The following is an 18,138-nucleotide window of genomic DNA, read 5'->3' as shown; positions in this document are numbered from 1 at the left end:
TGATGGATTAACGTTTAGCTTAAGTTGCATTTTCTACCCCTGTCGCTGTCTGTTTCCGCCCCAGGTCCGGAGGAAGGAAAATAATAAAGAGCTGTGTGGGCAAAATTGTGAAAAAACAAAGACCTGTCAACCTTGATTTGCAGACGATCCACTTCCCGATCACTGCAATCTCTTCGATCTTGCACCGTGTCTCTGGCGTCATTACTTTCATCGCAGTTGGTATTCTGCTTTGGTTGTTAGGGACATCTCTCTCCTCTCCAGAAGGCTTTCAATACGCATCTGAAATAATGACTGGCTTTTTTGCTAAGTTCATTCTTTGGGGGATCCTCACTGCATTGGCATATCACATCTGTGGTGGTATTCGTCATATGTTAATGGATTTCGGCTGTATTGATGAAACGCTAGCCGCAGGTAATTCATCTGCAAAAATCACGTTTGTTATTACAATCGTTCTGGCGATCCTGGCGGGGGTATTAGTATGGTAAGTAATGCATCAGCTTTAGGCCGTACTGGTATTCAGGACTGGCTGTTAATCCGTGGTTCTGCGATCGTTATCGTACTCTACGTGTTGTACCTTGTTGGTTTTATTGCCATCAATGATATTACTTATGAAACATGGCGTGGTTTCTTTGCATCCTCTGTGACCAAAGTCTTCACTATCCTGACGTTGTTCTCGATTTTAGTACATGCTTGGATTGGCTTATGGCAAGTACTAACAGACTATGTTAAGCCACTGGCACTGCGTTTAGTGCTGCAACTGGTGATTGTTGTTGCACTGCTGGCTTACTTAATTTACGGAACAATTGTGGTGTGGGGTGCATAAATGAATCTGCCAATTAGAGAATTTGACGCTATCGTTATCGGTGCAGGTGGCGCAGGTATGCGTGCCGCACTACAAATTTCACAACTTGGTTTATCTTGTGCCTTGTTGTCAAAAGTTTTCCCAACGCGTTCTCATACAGTATCAGCGCAAGGTGGTATCACTGTTGCACTTGGTAACACACACCCAGACAACTGGGAGTGGCATATGTATGACACCGTAAAAGGGTCAGACTACATTGGTGACCAAGATGCTATCGAATACATGTGTAAAACAGGTCCAGAAGCGATCCTTGAATTAGAACACATGGGTTTGCCATTCTCTCGTTTAGATGATGGCACTATCTATCAGCGTCCGTTCGGTGGCCAATCGAAAAACTTTGGTGGTGAACAAGCTGCGCGTACTGCGGCAGCAGCTGACCGTACTGGTCATGCACTGTTACACACCTTGTATCAGCAAAATCTAAAAAACCATACCACTATTTTTTCTGAATGGTACGCTCTTGATTTAGTGAAAAACCAAGATGGCGATATCGTAGGTTGTACAGCGATTTGTATGGAAACTGGTGAGCTAGTTTACTTCAAAGCGAAAGCCACGATTTTGGCAACTGGTGGTGCGGGTCGTATTTACCAATCAACCACTAACGCACACATCAATACTGGTGATGGTGTTGGTATGGCAACGCGTGCTGGTGTTCCATTGCAAGATATGGAAATGTGGCAATTCCACCCAACTGGTATTGCTGGTGCAGGCGTTTTAGTGACTGAAGGTTGCCGTGGTGAAGGTGGTTATTTATTGAACAAAGATGGCGAGCGTTTCATGGAACGTTATGCGCCTAACGCAAAAGACCTAGCTGGTCGTGACGTGGTTGCGCGTTCAATTATGATTGAAATCCGTGAAGGCCGTGGTTGTGATGGTCCATGGGGTCCACATGCTAAGCTGAAACTGGATCACTTAGGTAAAGAAGTTTTGGAGTCTCGTTTACCGGGTATTCTTGAATTATCTCGTACTTTTGCACACGTTGACCCAGTCAAAGAGCCAATTCCAGTTATCCCAACTTGTCACTACATGATGGGTGGGATCCCGACTAAGGTAACGGGCCAAGCGATTCGTTATAACGAAAAAGGCGAAGACGAAGTGATCCCTGGCCTATTTGCTGTTGGTGAGATTGCTTGCGTATCTGTTCATGGTGCAAACCGCCTTGGTGGTAACTCACTGCTTGACCTTGTGGTATTTGGTCGTTCAGCAGGTCTCCATTTGAAAGAATCTCTGATGGAACAAGGTTCAATGCGTGATGCTTCTGAATCTGACATTGATGCAGCAATGGCTCGCTTTAACCGCTGGGAAAATGCCCGCACGGGTGAAGATCCGGTTGAAATTCGTAAAGCGCTGCAAACCTGTATGCAACATAACTTCTCGGTATTCCGTGAAGGTGATGCGATGGCGAAAGGTTTGGAAGAGCTGAAAGTGATCCGTGAGCGCCTGAAAAATGCTCGCCTCGATGACACTTCTACCGAGTTCAACACGCAGCGTATTGAATGTTTAGAACTGGATAACTTGATGGAAACCGCTTATGCAACAGCGCAAGCAGCGAACTTCCGCACGGAAAGCCGCGGTGCGCATAGCCGTTTCGACTACCCAGATCGTGACGATGCTAACTGGCTGTGTCACTCATTATATTTACCGCAATCTGAAACGATGACTCGTCGTGAAGTTAACATGCAACCTAAGTTGCGTGAGCCCTTCCCGCCGAAAGTACGTACTTATTAATGCGTGGTGTTAATCCAGTTGCGGAGAAATAAACTATGAAACTTGAATTTTCGATTTATCGCTATAATCCGGACGTTGATAACGCACCACGTATGCAGGATTACACTCTTGAAGTGCCTGAAGGGCGCGACATGATGTTGCTTGATGCGTTGATTCAATTGAAAGAGCAAGATCCAACGTTGTCATTCCGTCGTTCATGCCGCGAAGGTGTGTGTGGTTCTGATGGCGTTAATATGAATGGTAAAAATGGTTTGGCGTGTATTACGCCACTGTCTGCTTTAACTCGTGGTGGGAAGAAAATTGTCATTCGTCCATTACCAGGTCTGCCAGTTGTACGTGACCTGATTATTGATATGACTCAGTTCTACACTCAATACGAAAAAATTCGTCCGTATCTTATTAATGATAATAAGAATCCACCTGCGCGTGAGAATCTACAGTCACCTGCACAACGTGAAAAACTCGATGGTCTATATGAGTGTATTCTGTGTGCATGTTGCTCAACTTCTTGCCCATCTTTCTGGTGGAATCCGGATAAATTTATTGGCCCGGCAGGTCTGTTAGCTGCATACCGATTCCTCATTGATAGTAGAGATACTGAAACAGACGCTCGATTAGATGATCTGAACGACGCTTTTAGTGTTTTCCGCTGTCATAGCATCATGAATTGTGTCAATGTATGCCCTAAAGGACTAAATCCAACGAAAGCTATCGGTCATATTAAATCTATGTTGTTAAAACATAGCGCGTAAAACCGATTTTTACCTGCGGTACATTAGTGCCGCAGGCTGTTGAAAAGTAATAAAGCCAAAAGTAAAAAAGTGAAAGTAAAAGCCAAACTGCAAAAAAAGATGAAGACGCGAGCTGACTCAAGGGGCCTTTAAAAACCGCAGCCAGTTTTTAAAGGTTCCTTAGAAGGGGAGCCCGGAGTGATAAAGGGAAACCCAAAGTGAGAACATGCATAAAGCACGTCCAGAAGAACCTTTATCGAGGCCGCTTAAACGCGGCAATTAGTTAACCACGGCGAAAACTAAAGCTGTAACAGCTTAAGGGATCACAATGCAGAACGGCGTAATGAAGGACTGGCTGGATTCGAGCTTTCTGGCAGGCGCGAACCAGACTTACATAGAACAACTCTATGAAGATTATCTAACTGACCCCAATTCTGTTGATGCTGGCTGGAGAGAAATCTTTCAGCAACTGCCTGGTGCAGGCACCAACTCTGAGCAATTCCACTCGCAAGCACGCGATTATTTCCGTCGCTTAGCAAAAGACTCTACTCGTTATCATACCTCTGTTAGCGACCCTGCTATCGATGCAAAACAAGTTAAAGTTTTGCAACTGATTAACGCATTCCGCTTCCGCGGACATCAAAATGCAAATCTTGATCCATTAGGTTTATGGAAACGCGAATCTGTTCCTGATTTAGATCCAACATTCCATAACTTAACGAAAGAAGATTTCGACGAGACATTCAACGTGGGTTCTTTTGCGATTGGCAAAGAAACCATGAAACTTAGCGACCTGTATGACGCCCTGAAACGTATTTATTGCGGTTCAATTGGTGCTGAATATATGCATATCACTAATACTGAGGAAAAACGTTGGATCCAACAACGCCTTGAGTCAGTGAATGTTGCTGAGCAATTTTCGAAAGAAGAAAAACGTCGCTTCTTAGCTGAATTAACCGCAGCAGAAGGGCTAGAGCGTTATTTAGGCGCAAAATTCCCAGGTGCAAAACGTTTCTCATTGGAAGGTGGTGATTCACTGATCCCAATGCTGAAAGATTTGATCCACCATGCGGGCAAACAAGATACACGTGAAGTTGTACTGGGTATGGCTCACCGTGGTCGCCTTAACGTTTTAATTAATATCTTAGGTAAAAAACCGGCTGAATTGTTTGATGAATTCGCAGGTAAACATAAAGACCACTCAAGTGCAGGTGATGTGAAATATCATCAAGGTTTCTCTTCTGACTTTGAAACTGCAGGTTCACGTGTTCACTTAGCGTTAGCATTTAACCCATCTCACCTTGAGATAGTCAGCCCAGTTGTCATTGGTTCAGTACGTGCTCGCCGCGACCGTCTTGATGAAGGCCGTAGTAACATGGTTCTGCCAATCACGATCCACGGTGACTCAGCGGTAACGGGTCAAGGCGTTGTGCAAGAAACATTGAACATGTCTCAGGCGCGTGGTTATGAAGTTGGCGGCACAATGCGTATCGTCATTAACAACCAAATTGGTTTCACCACGTCAAACCCGAAAGACACGCGTTCAACTGAGTACTGCACCGACATCGTGAAAATGGTTCAAGCACCGATTTTCCACGTCAATGCTGATGATCCAGAAGCAGTCGCTTTCGTAACTCGCTTAGCGTTAGATTTCCGTAACACGTTTAAACGTGATGTGATGATTGACCTTGTTTGCTACCGTCGCCATGGTCATAACGAAGCTGATGAGCCGAATGCAACTCAGCCAATTATGTACCAAAAAATCAAAAAACATCCGACACCACGTAAAATTTATGCGGATCGTTTAATTGAAGCTGGCGTTGTCACTGCGGATGAAGTTACTGAAATGGTTAACTTATACCGTGACGCGCTAGACAGAGGTGATTGCGTCGTTGAAGAATGGCGTGAAATGGGTCTGCATTCCTATACATGGGAACCGTACCTGAATCATGAGTGGAACGAAGAATACAAATCCACCTATGATCCAAAACGTCTGCAAGAGCTGGCGGTTAAAACCAGCACCATTCCAGCAGAAGTTGTCACCCAGTCTCGTGTAGAGAAAATCTACTCAGACCGCGCAGAAATGGCGAAAGGTGAAAAACTACTCGATTGGGGTGCGGCAGAAACATTGGCGTATGCAACACTGGTTGATGAAGGCGTTCCTGTTCGTCTATCTGGTGAAGATGCTGGCCGTGGTACGTTCTTCCATCGCCATGCGGTTGTACATAACCAAACCAATGGTTCAGTTTATGTCCCTCTGCAAAATATCCATAATGGTCAAGGCGTATTTAATGTTTGGGACTCTGTTCTGACTGAAAACGCAGTGTTGGCATTTGAATATGGTTATGCAACAACAGAACCACGTGCACTGACAATTTGGGAAGCCCAATTCGGTGACTTCGCAAACTGTGCGCAGGTAGTTATCGACCAATTCATTAGCTCTGGTGAGCAAAAATGGGGTCGTATGTGTGGTCTGGTCATGCTGTTACCACACGGTTATGAAGGGCAGGGCCCAGAGCACTCCTCTGCACGTTTAGAACGTTATCTGCAATTGTGCGCAGATCAAAACATGCAAGTGTGTGTGCCATCAACGCCAGCGCAGGTTTACCACATGCTACGCCGTCAGGCTCTGCGTGGTATGCGTCGTCCTCTGATTGTTATGTCACCTAAATCATTACTACGTCATCCATTAGCCGTATCAAGTATGGATGAACTGGCAAATGGCAAATTCCAGCCAGTTATCAGTGAAATAGATGAAATCAATCCGAAAGATGTGAAACGCGTCGTTATGTGTTCCGGTAAAGTGTATTACGATCTGTTAGAGCAACGTCGTAAGAACGGACAGACTGATGTCGCTATCGTACGTATTGAGCAGTTATATCCGTTCCCACATGAAGATATTCAGCAAGCGTTCATGCCATATGCGCATGTTAAAGATTTCGTATGGTGTCAAGAAGAGCCATTGAACCAAGGCGCTTGGTATTGCAGCCAACACAACTTCCGTGAAGCGATCCCAACAGGAGCAACTTTACGTTATGCAGGCCGTGCTGCGTCTTCATCTCCAGCAGTTGGATACTCGTCCGTTCACCAAGAGCAACAACAAGCTCTGGTAAATGACGCTTTGAACATTGAATAATTAAAGGATAGAAAATGAGTAGCGTAGAAATTCTTGTTCCCGATCTTCCTGAATCCGTTGCAGATGCTACGGTTGCCACATGGCATAAAAAACCAGGTGATAGCGTTGAACGTGACGAAGTGCTGGTTGAAATTGAAACTGATAAAGTTGTGCTAGAAGTCCCTGCAAGTGAAGCCGGTGTGTTAGAAGCTATCGTTGAAGAAGAAGGTGCAACTGTACTTTCTAAACAACTTCTTGGTCGCATTCGTTTAGGTGACAGCACGGGTATTCCTGTTGAAGTTAAAGCTTCTCAAGAAGCAACGCCTGCACAACGCCAAACGGCAAGTTTAGAAACAGAAAGCAATGACGCGCTATCTCCATCCGTTCGTCGCTTAGTTGCTGAACATGATCTGAACCCTGCTGATATTAAGGGTACGGGCGTTGGTGGACGTTTGACTAGCGAAGATGTTGAAAAACATTTAGCAGCAAACAAATCAGCGCCTGTGGCGAAAGCTGCGGCACCTGCTGCTGCGCCACAAGCCCCATTGGCACACCGCAGTGAAAAACGTGTACCAATGACTCGCTTACGCAAACGTATTGCTGAGCGTCTGTTGGAAGCGAAAAACAGCACCGCAATGTTAACCACATTCAATGAAGTTAACATGCAGCCAATTAAAGATCTGCGTAAGCAATATGGCGAAGTGTTTGAAAAACGTCATGGCGTACGTTTAGGCTTTATGTCTTTCTACGTGAAAGCTGCGGTTGAAGCACTGAAACGTTACCCAGAAGTGAACGCATCAATTGATGGTACAGATGTTGTTTACCATAACTATTTCGATATCAGCATTGCAGTATCAACGCCTCGTGGTCTGGTAACTCCAGTCCTGCGTGATGTTGATGCTATGAGCATGGCAGATATTGAGAAAAATATTAAAGAGCTGGCTGTCAAAGGTCGTGACGGTAAATTGACCGTTGAAGATTTAAGTGGCGGTAACTTCACTATCACTAATGGTGGTGTATTCGGTTCTCTAATGTCTACCCCTATCATTAACCCACCACAAAGCGCAATCTTAGGCATGCATGCTATTAAAGATCGCCCAATGGCGGTTAACGGTAAGGTTGAAATTCTTCCAATGATGTACCTTGCATTATCTTATGACCACCGCCTGATCGATGGTAGTGAGTCAGTTGGCTTCTTAGTTGCCATTAAAGATATGCTGGAAGATCCAACTCGTTTACTGCTGGACGTATAGCAACATAACAGGGCGGGGGAACACCTGTCCGGTCTGAAGTAACCGATGCAACCGGTTCGCCGGTTGCTAAATCAGTAACAATTGCAGGAGGCGAATAATCGCCTCTTCAGACTCAATTATGGATAGAACATCATGAATTTACACGAGTATCAGGCAAAACAGCTTTTTACACGCTACGGTTTGCCAGCACCAACGGGTTATGCCTGTACATCAGCAGCAGAAGCTGTAGAAGCAGCGAAAAAAATCGGTAACGGCCCATGGGTTGTTAAATGCCAAGTTCACGCGGGTGGACGTGGTAAAGCTGGCGGCGTAAAAGTGACCAACGATATCAATGATATCAAAGCATTTGCTGAAAAATGGTTAGGCCACAACTTAGTGACTTATCAAACAGATGCAAATGGTCAGCCAGTCAACCAAATCTTAGTTGAAAACGCGACCGATATTGCTAAAGAACTGTACTTGGGTGCGGTTGTTGACCGTGGTACACGTCGTGTTGTGTTTATGGCGTCAACGGAAGGTGGTGTAGAGATTGAGAAAGTTGCTGAGGAAACTCCAGAACTGATCCACAAAGCGGTTATCGATCCACTGACTGGTCCTATGCCTTATCAAGGCCGTGAGTTAGCGTTCAAATTAGGTCTAACAGGTAAACAAGTTAGCCAATTCGCTAAAATCTTTATGGGACTAGCAACGTTATTCTTAGAGCGTGATCTTGCTCTGATCGAAGTTAACCCATTAGTGATCAATACTGAAGGCGACTTAGTTTGTTTAGATGGTAAATTAGGTGTTGATAGCAACGCCCTGTACCGTCAAGCAGAAATGCGTGAAATGCATGATCCATCCCAAGAGGATGCGCGTGAAGCGCAAGCGGCTAAATGGGAACTGAACTATGTTGCGCTTGATGGCAACATTGGTTGTATGGTTAACGGTGCTGGTCTGGCAATGGGAACCATGGACATTGTTAAACTGCACGGTGGTGCTCCAGCTAACTTCCTTGACGTAGGTGGCGGCGCAACTAAAGAACGTGTAACTGAAGCATTTAAAATTATCCTGTCCGATAAGAGTGTTAAAGCGGTTTTTGTTAACATTTTTGGTGGTATCGTTCGCTGTGACCTGATTGCAGACGGCATCATTGGTGCAGTAGAAGAAGTTGGCGTAAATGTACCAGTAGTGGTTCGTTTAGAAGGTAACAATGCAGAGTTAGGTGCGAAAAAACTGGCAGATAGCGGCTTGAATATTATCGCGGCGAATAGCCTGACAGATGCAGCTAAGAAAGCAGTAGCAGCGGCGGAGGCTAAATAATGTCTATTTTAATCGATAAAAACACTAAAGTAATTTGCCAAGGGTTTACTGGTGGCCAAGGTACTTTCCACTCTGAACAAGCGATTGCTTACGGTACAAAAATGGTTGGCGGTGTAACACCAGGTAAAGGTGGTACAGTTCACTTAGGTCTGCCAGTCTTTAACACTGTTCGTGAAGCAGTAGAAGCAACAGGGGCAACAGCATCTGTTATCTATGTTCCAGCACCATTCTGTAAAGATTCAATTCTGGAAGCTATCGATGCAGGTATCAAACTGATCATCACTATCACTGAAGGCATCCCAACACTGGATATGCTGACTGTTAAAGTGAAATTAGATGAAGCAGGTGTTCGCATGATCGGCCCTAACTGCCCAGGTGTTATCACTCCAGGCGAATGCAAGATCGGTATCCAACCAGGCCACATCCATATGCCAGGTAAAGTGGGTATCGTTTCACGTTCAGGTACACTGACCTATGAAGCCGTTAAACAAACGACTGATGCAGGCCTTGGTCAATCAACTTGTGTTGGTATTGGCGGTGACCCAATTCCAGGTTCAAACTTCATTGATATCCTGAAACTGTTCCAAGAAGATCCACAGACTGAAGCGATTGTTATGATCGGTGAAATCGGTGGTAATGCTGAAGAAGATGCAGCAGCATACATCAAAGAACACGTGACTAAGCCTGTTGTTGGTTACATTGCGGGTGTGACTGCACCTAAAGGTAAGCGTATGGGCCACGCAGGTGCAATTATCGCTGGTGGTAAGGGTACTGCGGATGAGAAATTTGCTGCTTTAGAAGCTGCTGGTGTGAAAACTGTACGTAGCTTGGCAGACATCGGTGATGCTGTTAAATCACTGTTAGCTAAATAATTTTAGCTATATTATTGTTGGGCTCGCAAATCAGTTGGTTTGCGAGCTTTTTTTATTGTAGGTCGAGTATGGGGGACTGTTTGTTCGCGGTGGTATCTAACAGGCGATTTGGAGGTGAAAGTTCTCTATATACCTGATAAGGAAAATGATACCTATCGAAAAGGTACAGTGATCGGGTTCTCTTTATTTTATTTATCTATTCAGACTTAAATGATACTTTTTTAGCAAGTTAACTAACATTATGCTAGGGAATGACTTTCATCTTATAATAAATATGTTAGTTATAATAAATAAATTAGATATAACTAGGTTCTACCGTTTAATTGGATAATTAATAAAATTCATAATAAAAACCAATTAGGCTAATAATTAGAAAAAAATTATCTTTTTATGAGTTAGCAATTCAAAAGTTAATTTTTTTAGGTAGTCGTTTAGAAAAATAAGAATATCTGTACTATTATCAATAACAGTCATTTAACATTTAAATAACCATTAATTGATGATAAAGATAATCGCTTAACAATAGTCAAAAAATTGACTTAAATCAATTCATTAGTACTAGCATTATTTTTCTAAATTGCTTAAATTGGTGCCGGATCAAATACTCATTTTTCTATTATAGGGTATAATTATTGATATATATTCAGAATTCAAATCTGAATCACGCAAAAGAAGTTTATTGTATGTGAAGATAAGCGTACTATTATTATAGTGTCGTTAGAGTTTTTGATTTTGTTAATTATTTGTTGTTTTGAGGCATTTTTTGCTGGTAGTTAAGAGGCTTTCTTTAATTTTACTGGAAGCTGGGTTGCCGCAAGTCGGTGTCTTCCTGCTAGGAGCAAGGAGTCAAGATGTTTGATATTGTCGAACTGTCAAGATTACAGTTTGCCTTAACTGCGATGTACCACTTCCTATTCGTACCATTAACGCTGGGTATGGCGTTTTTGCTTGCGATTATGGAAACGGTATATGTGCTGTCTGGTAAGCAAATTTATAAAGATATGACTAAGTTCTGGGGTAAGTTATTTGGTATTAACTTTGCTCTGGGTGTTGCTACTGGTTTGACCATGGAGTTCCAATTCGGTACTAACTGGTCTTACTATGCCCACTATGTTGGGGATATCTTCGGTGCGCCTCTGGCAATCGAAGGTTTGATGGCATTCTTCCTCGAATCTACCTTTGTTGGTTTATTCTTCTTTGGTTGGGATCGCTTAAGCAAAACTCAGCACCTTGCGGTGACTTGGTTAGTTGCTTTAGGTTCTAACTTCTCTGCGTTGTGGATCCTCGTGGCAAACGGCTGGATGCAGAACCCAATTGCAGCAGACTTTAACTTTGAAACTATGCGTATGGAAATGGTTAGCTTCTCTGAGCTAGTCCTAAACCCAGTTGCACAAGTTAAATTCGTTCACACCGTTGCTGCGGGCTACTGTACTGGTGCAATGTTTGTATTGGGTATCAGTTCTTACTATATGCTTAAAGGCCGTGACCTTGCATTTGCTAAGCGCTCATTCGCAATCGCTGCAAGCTTTGGTATTGCGGCTGTACTGTCTGTTATCGTTCTTGGTGATGAATCAGGTTACGAAATGGGCGACGTACAGAAAACCAAACTGGCTGCGGTAGAAGCAGAATGGGAAACGCATGCACCACCTGCGGCGTTTAACCTGATTGCTTGGCCGGATACGGAAAAACAAGAAAATAAATTTTCGATTTCGATTCCGTGGGCGATGGGTATCATCGCAACACGTTCAATCGATACACCAGTTCTTGGCTTGAAAGATCTGATGAAGCAACACGAAGTGCGTATCCGTAACGGTATGATTGCATACGGTGAGCTACAAGAGCTTCTGGCTGGTAATAAAGATCCTGAACTGCGTAAATCTTTTGAAATTAACAAAAAAGACTTGGGCTATGGTCTGCTGCTGAAACAATATGCACCAAATGTTGTTGATGCAACAGAAGCACAAATCCAAAAAGCGGTTAAAGACAGTATCCCGAACGTTGGTCCATTGTTCTGGGCATTCCGTATCATGGTCGGTGTTGGTTTCTTACTGCTGTTGATTATTGGTCTATCCTTCCTGTCTGTTGTACGTAACCGTATTGGTCAAAGCAAATGGTTACTACGTACAGCATTGTTTGGTATTCCATTGCCATGGATTGCTATTGAATCAGGCTGGTTTGTTGCAGAATATGGTCGTCAACCATGGGCAATCGGTGAGGTTCTTCCTGTCTCCGTTGCACACTCAAACTTGACAACCCATGATCTGATTTTCTCTCTAGTCTTGATCTGTGGTCTGTATACGCTGTTCTTAATTGCTGAATTGTTCTTGATGTTCAAATTTGCGCGTAAAGGGCCTAGTAGCCTGAAAACTGGCCGCTATCACTTTGAACAGAAAAACAACTCTGCACAAGACGTTCAGTAAACAGGAGTCCACTTATGTTTGATTATGAAGTTCTTCGATTTGTGTGGTGGATCCTAATTGGCGTACTGCTGATTGGTTTTGCTGTCACAGATGGTTTTGACATGGGCGTCGGCTTCTTATTACCTATCTTAGGTAAAACAGATACTGAACGCCGTATCATGATTAACGCAGTTGCACCACACTGGGATGGTAACCAAGTTTGGTTGATCACCGCGGGCGGTGCGATGTTTGCAGCATGGCCACAAGTGTATGCTGCTGCCTTCTCTGGTTTCTATGTTGCGATGATTTTAGTGCTTGCAGCACTGTTCTTCCGCCCAGTCGGTTTTGACTACCGTTCTAAGCTGGAGAATCCAAAATGGCGTAACATGTGGGATTGGGGTCTGTTTATTGGTGGTTTCGTTCCACCTCTCGTTATCGGTGTGGCATTTGGTAATCTATTGTTAGGTGTTCCATTCCAAATTGATAACCAACAATATCTGACTTATACAGGTAACCTGTTTGGTCTGCTAAACCCATACGGCTTGTTAGCTGGTGTGGTTAGCTTGATGATGATTGTGACCCAAGGCGCAACTTACTTGCAAATGCGTACCACTGGTGAATTACACTTACGTGTCCGTAGAGCAACTTATGTGACTGCATTGCTGACGCTGATTGCGTTCGCAGGTGCTGGTGCATGGTTGGTCATGGGTATTGATGGCTATGTTGTGACTTCAACTATCGATACATTAAGCGTATCAAATCCGTTGAACAAAACAGTTGAAATGGCTTCTGGTGCATGGTTAGTGAACTTTAATAACTACCCTGTATTGTGGGCACTGCCAGCTCTGGGTGTGGTTCTGCCTCTGCTGACGATGCTGTTTAGTAAGGCTGATAAAAATGCGCTGGCATTTGTTAGCTCATCGCTGACTATTGCTTGTATCATTTTAACTTGTGGCGTTGCAATGTTCCCATTCATTATGCCTTCAAGCATCATGCCAAACGCAAGTTTGACTATGTGGGATGCAACATCTAGCCTGTTTACTCTGCAAGTTATGACTGTTGTTGCTATCATTTTTGTTCCAATCGTATTGGCTTACACTGCGTGGTGTTACTACAAAATGTTTGGTCGTTTGGACAAAAACTTCATTGAAGGCAACAAGCATTCACTGTATTAAGGAGCATAACATATGTGGTATTTTGCCTGGATCCTCGGCACGCTGTTAGCTTGTAGTTTTGCAGTGATTGCAGCTCTTGCGTTAGAGCATGCGGAAGATAAAGCCGCTGCAAAAGATGGCGAGTAGTCAATAATGCTGGTGGATAAATGCTATCAGCTATTGGATAAGGGACCGATTCGGTTCCTTATCCTTATATTAGCTTTGGTGATTGCGGGGAGTGTTATGTGGGATCCAACACAGTTCGCTGCAAAAACCAGTTCTTTCCTAATCTGGCAAGGGTTATTACTTATTTGGGCGACGTGTAGCGCAATGATTTTTGGGGTCGGATTTCGACCTAATAAATTGATTTGGCGAACGGTTTTCCATCCATTACCTGCAGCCATCATCCTTATCTGGGGGCTAGTAAAAGTCTTCAGTTAATCGAAAATGTCAATTATGGGTCTACGGATCCATAATTTTTTTTTGATAACTTTACCCCTAGGTCATTCCAAAGCGTCATCGTCTTCAGTATAGTGGCACGGTTAATTAATTTAACCTAGGATTGGAGTGGTTGTTATGTTATTTCGTTGGCCTGTTCGCGTCTATTATGAAGATACTGATGCGGGCGGTGTGGTTTATCATGCACGTTATTTGGCATTTTTTGAACGAGCTAGGACCGAAATGCTACGGGATAAAGGTATCAACCAACAAAGCTTACTGGCTGAGAATATCGGGTTTGTTGTACGAAGTATGACAACTGATTTTGTGAGAGCAGCTCGGCTGGATGATTTATTGGAAATCGAGACACAAATCGTTGATATAAAACGTGCCTCTTTAACCTTTCAACAAAGGTTGGTTGATTCACAAGGTAACCTGCTTTGTGGGGCTACAGCCCTAATAGCTTGTGTGGACACATCAAAAATGAAGCCAACAGCGCTTCCTAAGTCTATTGTCGCGGAGTTTAAACAGTGACTGACATGAATATCCTGGATTTATTCCTAAAAGCGAGCCTATTGGTTCAGATCATTATGTTCGTTTTGATCGGCTTTTCTATTGCCTCATGGGCGATCATTATCCAAAGAACCAAAATTCTTAATGCAGCAACTCGGGAAGCTGAAGCATTTGAAGACAAGTTTTGGTCGGGTATTGAGTTATCGCGCTTATATAAAGAGAGCCAAGCGCGCCGTGATACATTAACTGGTGCAGAACAAATTTTCCATTCAGGGTTTAAAGAGTTTGTTCGTTTACATCAAGCAAACATTCATGCTCCTGATGCAGTAGTGACGGGCGCGGCTCGTGCGATGCGTATTTCAATGAACCGCGAATTAGAATCCGCTGAAGCACATATCCCATTTTTAGGTACCGTGGGTTCTATCAGCCCATATATTGGTTTGTTTGGTACTGTCTGGGGAATTATGCATGCGTTTATCGCGTTAGGTGCGGTTAAGCAAGCAACATTGCAAATGGTTGCCCCTGGTATTGCTGAAGCATTGATTGCAACAGCAATTGGTTTGTTCGCCGCGATCCCAGCTGTTATGGCTTATAACCGCTTGAACTTGCGAGTCAACAAATTAGAGCAGAGCTACGACAACTTTATGGAAGAGTTTCTGGCTATTTTACATCGCCAAGCATTCTCTGCTGACAAGAAATAATACGGGGAGATAAGCGAATGGCGCGCAATAGTCGCAGACGTGAGCTGAAATCCGAAATCAATATCGTCCCATTGCTGGATGTGTTGCTGGTGTTGTTGCTTATTTTTATGGCGACAGCACCGATTATCTCGCAAAGTGTGGAAGTTGATCTGCCGGATGCCACTGATACACAAACTGTATCATCCAGTGATAATCCACCGATCATTTTAGAGGTTGCGGGTGTAGGCCAATACAACATGTTAATTGATGGCGAGCGTTTAGATTTGCTGCCACCAGAACAAATTGCTGCGGAAGCGAAAGCCCAGCTAGAGAAAAATCCAAAAGCGATTTTCCTCATCGGCGGTGCAAAAGAAGTGCCTTATGATGAAGTGATTAAGGCACTGAATATATTGCATCAAGCAGGGATAAAATCTGTCGGCTTAATGACTCAACCCATGTAGTTTGAGTAAGTAACGATTCTTTTTTTGGAAACCAGTTGTGGGAAAGACAAAAGAGAAAAAAGATAATTTAAGGCGCTCTCTGTTAACGTCAGTTGCACTGCACGTTTTATTGATAGGCCTAATTATAATTGGTTCCTTAGTGTCCGTTGTCAAACTTGGCGGCGGCGGGGAAGAGGGGACTGTCATCGATGCGGTGATGGTCGACCCCGGTGCGGTTGTTGAGCAATATAACCAAATGCAGCAACAAGAAACCAGCGCTAAGCAAGCTGCTAAAGAACGTAAAGAGAAAGAGCAAAAGCAAGAAGCTGAGCTAAGAGAAAAGCAAGAGCAGGAGCAAAAACGCCTGCAAAAACTTGAGCAAGAGCGCATTCAAAGCGAACGTGATGCTCAAGAGCAGCAAAAGCAAGCTGAGCAGCAGCAAAAGCAAGCAGCGGAAGCCGCTAAGAAAGCGAAAGAAGAGCAAAAAATAGCGGAAGAAGCGGCTGCGAAAGCAAAGGCTGAAAAAGAGAAGCTGATTAAAGAGCAAGCGGCTGCAAAAGAAAAAGCAGAAGCAGAAGCGAAAAAAGAAGCGGAAGCTGTAAAGGCAAAAGCGGCGGCTGATGCGAAGGCGAAGGCCGAAGCGGATGCAAAAGCAAAAGCTGATGCGGATGCGAAAGCTAAGGCAGAAAAAGAAGCTAAAGAAAAAGCGGATAAAGAAGCCAAAGCTAAGGCTGATAAAGAGGCAAAAGAGAAAGCGGATAAAGAAGCAAAAGCCAAAGCTGCTAAAGAAAAAGCAGAAGCGGCGAAAAATGCCTCTTCTGTTGATGATCTACTTGGCGATTTAACCTCATCAGGGCCTAGCAAACAAGGTGGCGCTGCTGCTGCGGGTCAGGGTGGTGGTAAGAAGTCAGGTGCATCAAATGCGGATGTTGATAGTTACGCAGGTAAAGTAAAAGCGGCTATCCAAAGTAAGTTTTATGATTCAGATACGTTCCGCGGAAGAACTTGTGAACTTCAGCTAAAAATTGCACCGGATGGTTTGTTAATAAGTATTACGCCTAAGAGTAGTGCAGCTAACGACCCAGCATTATGTGATGCAGCAATCCGTGCAGCGAAATTAGCTAAGTTACCAAGGCCAACTGCTGATGTTTATGAAGCGTTTAAAAAACAAGGAAGTACAGTTGTATTTAACCCTAAATAAGATAAGTCAGAGCTGTCTGTATTGAAATTATGTTTGCTATAGCATAAATAGTTTCTGAGATATCTAGTTTTGTTAGTATACCTTTGTTAAAATTCAGCGAATTATTGTGGTGATGAATACCACAGTAAGGGAGATCAGGATGAAGCAGGCTTTTAAAGTAGTTCTCGGGTTCTTAATGTTATGGGCAACCGTTGCTCATGCTGAAATCCGTATTGAGATCACGGAAGGTGTGAATAGTGCTCAACCAATAGGCGTCGTGCCTTTTAAATGGTCAGGCTCTGGTACGCCTCCGCAAGAAATCGGGCAGATTGTTGGTGCCGACTTACGCAATAGCGGTAAATTTAACCCTATTGAGCCAAGCCGTATGCCGCAACAACCTGGCACCGCTTCTGAAGTCACCCCTGAAGCTTGGACTGCACTCGGTATTAATGCCGTCGTTGTCGGTCAGGTTCAACCTGCAGCCGATGGTAGCTATGTTGTTAGCTATCAACTGGTTGATGTTGCGGGTAGCCCGGGAACTGTTTTATCTCAGAACCAATTTAAAGTAACCAAAGAGTGGTTACGTTATGCAGCACATACTGCCAGCGATGAAGTTTTTGAGAAGCTGACGGGTATTCGTGGTGCATTCCGTACGCGTATCGCCTATGTTGTGACCAATAAAGGCGGTCAGTACCCATATGAATTACGTGTCTCTGACTATGACGGCTATAACCAATTTACGGTTCACCGCTCTCCAGAGCCTTTAATGTCGCCAGCTTGGTCGCCTGATGGTGAGCGCTTGGCGTATGTTACGTTTGAAAGTGGCAGTTCAGCACTGGTGATCCAGACTCTATCAAGTGGAGCTGTGCGTCAGGTTGCATCATTCCCTCGTCATAATGGTGCACCCGCGTTTTCTCCAGATGGCACTAAATTGGCCTTTGCTCTGTCAAAAACAGGTAGTTTAAATCTCTATGTTATGGATTTAGCGAGCGGTCAAATCCGCCAAGTTACGGATGGTCGTAGCAATAATACAGAGCCTAGCTGGATGCCAGATAGTCAAACTTTGGTCTATACTTCGGACCAAGCGGGTCGCCCGCAAATTTACAAAATTAATATTAATGGTGGTAGCCCTGAGCGTGTGACCTGGGAAGGTACACAAAATCAGGACGCTGATGTTAGCCCGGATGGATCTTTCATTGTAATGGTCAGCTCCGGTGGCGGTCAGCAGCATGTCGCCAAACAGGATCTGGCAACGGGTAACGTTGAATATTTAACGAAAACGTTTCTAGATGAAACGCCGAGTATCGCACCTAACGGCACTATGGTAATTTATAGCTCCTCTCAAGGCTTGGGGACTATATTGCAGCTAGTTTCGACCGACGGGCGTTTCAAAGCGCGTCTTCCGGCGACCGATGGACAGGTTAAATTTCCTGCATGGTCTCCGTATCTGTGATGCATAATAATAATGTGTGGC

Annotated in this window: 17 protein-coding genes; all 17 read left to right on the top strand. The window is 44.1% G+C overall.

Annotation, left to right across the window (positions count from 1 at the left end; genetic code table 11):
• Window positions 1-95: 95 nt before the first annotated feature.
• The 17 genes from sdhC to tolB all read left to right on the top strand — a co-directional run bounded on the left by sdhC (window position 96) and on the right by tolB (window position 18,117).
• Complete coding sequence (gene sdhC, locus AC3Z9T_RS07025; RefSeq protein WP_140182901.1) at window positions 96-485, top strand: succinate dehydrogenase cytochrome b556 subunit; 390 nt, start codon at window positions 96-98, stop codon at window positions 483-485.
• A complete protein-coding gene (sdhD, locus tag AC3Z9T_RS07020) occupies window positions 479-823 on the top strand; it encodes a succinate dehydrogenase membrane anchor subunit (protein ID WP_004917752.1) in 345 nt (114 codons plus the stop codon). Before sdhC ends, sdhD begins: the two co-directional genes overlap by 7 nt.
• On the top strand, window positions 824-2,590 hold the full coding sequence (gene sdhA / locus AC3Z9T_RS07015) for a succinate dehydrogenase flavoprotein subunit (protein WP_490125484.1): 1,767 nt from the start codon (window positions 824-826) through the stop codon (window positions 2,588-2,590). It abuts the gene before it with no gap.
• A gap of 35 nt (window positions 2,591-2,625) precedes the next feature.
• Window positions 2,626-3,342 (top strand): succinate dehydrogenase iron-sulfur subunit, encoded by a 717-nt coding sequence (locus tag AC3Z9T_RS07010; RefSeq protein WP_490125483.1) that lies wholly within the window; start codon window positions 2,626-2,628, stop codon window positions 3,340-3,342.
• Between the two features lie 307 nt (window positions 3,343-3,649).
• Window positions 3,650-6,457, top strand: coding sequence for a 2-oxoglutarate dehydrogenase E1 component (gene sucA / locus AC3Z9T_RS07005; protein ID WP_490125482.1), 2,808 nt, complete (start codon window positions 3,650-3,652; stop codon window positions 6,455-6,457).
• 14 nt (window positions 6,458-6,471) lie between these two features.
• The gene (gene odhB, locus AC3Z9T_RS07000; protein WP_490125481.1) at window positions 6,472-7,689 is read left to right on the top strand and encodes a 2-oxoglutarate dehydrogenase complex dihydrolipoyllysine-residue succinyltransferase; all 1,218 of its coding nucleotides are present in this window, start codon (window positions 6,472-6,474) and stop codon (window positions 7,687-7,689) included.
• A gap of 132 nt (window positions 7,690-7,821) precedes the next feature.
• Window positions 7,822-8,988, top strand: coding sequence for an ADP-forming succinate--CoA ligase subunit beta (gene sucC / locus AC3Z9T_RS06995; protein WP_490125480.1), 1,167 nt, complete (start codon window positions 7,822-7,824; stop codon window positions 8,986-8,988).
• On the top strand, window positions 8,988-9,860 hold the full coding sequence (sucD, locus tag AC3Z9T_RS06990; protein WP_490125479.1) for a succinate--CoA ligase subunit alpha: 873 nt from the start codon (window positions 8,988-8,990) through the stop codon (window positions 9,858-9,860). The genes sucC and sucD overlap by 1 nt, the downstream gene beginning before the upstream one ends.
• Before the next feature lie 851 nt (window positions 9,861-10,711).
• On the top strand, window positions 10,712-12,280 hold the full coding sequence (gene cydA, locus AC3Z9T_RS06985) for a cytochrome ubiquinol oxidase subunit I (protein WP_490125478.1): 1,569 nt from the start codon (window positions 10,712-10,714) through the stop codon (window positions 12,278-12,280).
• Window positions 12,281-12,294: 14 nt separating this feature from the next.
• A complete protein-coding gene (gene cydB / locus AC3Z9T_RS06980) occupies window positions 12,295-13,434 on the top strand; it encodes a cytochrome d ubiquinol oxidase subunit II (RefSeq protein ID WP_490125477.1) in 1,140 nt (379 codons plus the stop codon).
• A gap of 12 nt (window positions 13,435-13,446) precedes the next feature.
• The gene (gene cydX / locus AC3Z9T_RS06975; protein ID WP_008912071.1) at window positions 13,447-13,560 is read left to right on the top strand and encodes a cytochrome bd-I oxidase subunit CydX; all 114 of its coding nucleotides are present in this window, start codon (window positions 13,447-13,449) and stop codon (window positions 13,558-13,560) included.
• A gap of 6 nt (window positions 13,561-13,566) precedes the next feature.
• On the top strand, window positions 13,567-13,854 hold the full coding sequence (ybgE, locus tag AC3Z9T_RS06970) for a cyd operon protein YbgE (protein WP_070925029.1): 288 nt from the start codon (window positions 13,567-13,569) through the stop codon (window positions 13,852-13,854).
• Window positions 13,855-13,989: 135 nt separating this feature from the next.
• Entirely contained in the window at window positions 13,990-14,385 is a 396-nt protein-coding gene (gene ybgC / locus AC3Z9T_RS06965; RefSeq protein ID WP_490125476.1) for a tol-pal system-associated acyl-CoA thioesterase, read from the top strand.
• A complete protein-coding gene (gene tolQ, locus AC3Z9T_RS06960) occupies window positions 14,382-15,065 on the top strand; it encodes a Tol-Pal system protein TolQ (protein WP_490125475.1) in 684 nt (227 codons plus the stop codon). Before ybgC ends, tolQ begins: the two co-directional genes overlap by 4 nt.
• 17 nt (window positions 15,066-15,082) lie before the next feature.
• Window positions 15,083-15,505: a colicin uptake protein TolR gene (tolR, locus tag AC3Z9T_RS06955; protein ID WP_154624836.1), complete on the top strand. Its 423-nt coding sequence runs from the start codon at window positions 15,083-15,085 to the stop codon at window positions 15,503-15,505.
• Window positions 15,506-15,542: 37 nt separating this feature from the next.
• Window positions 15,543-16,685, top strand: coding sequence for a cell envelope integrity protein TolA (gene tolA / locus AC3Z9T_RS06950; RefSeq protein ID WP_490125474.1), 1,143 nt, complete (start codon window positions 15,543-15,545; stop codon window positions 16,683-16,685).
• A 139-nt stretch (window positions 16,686-16,824) separates the two neighbouring features.
• A complete protein-coding gene (gene tolB / locus AC3Z9T_RS06945) occupies window positions 16,825-18,117 on the top strand; it encodes a Tol-Pal system beta propeller repeat protein TolB (protein ID WP_490125473.1) in 1,293 nt (430 codons plus the stop codon).
• Window positions 18,118-18,138: the final 21 nt, after the last annotated feature.

The organism is Providencia sp. 6390 (genome assembly GCF_058148425.1).
This window is presented reverse-complemented; position numbering and strand designations above follow the sequence as displayed.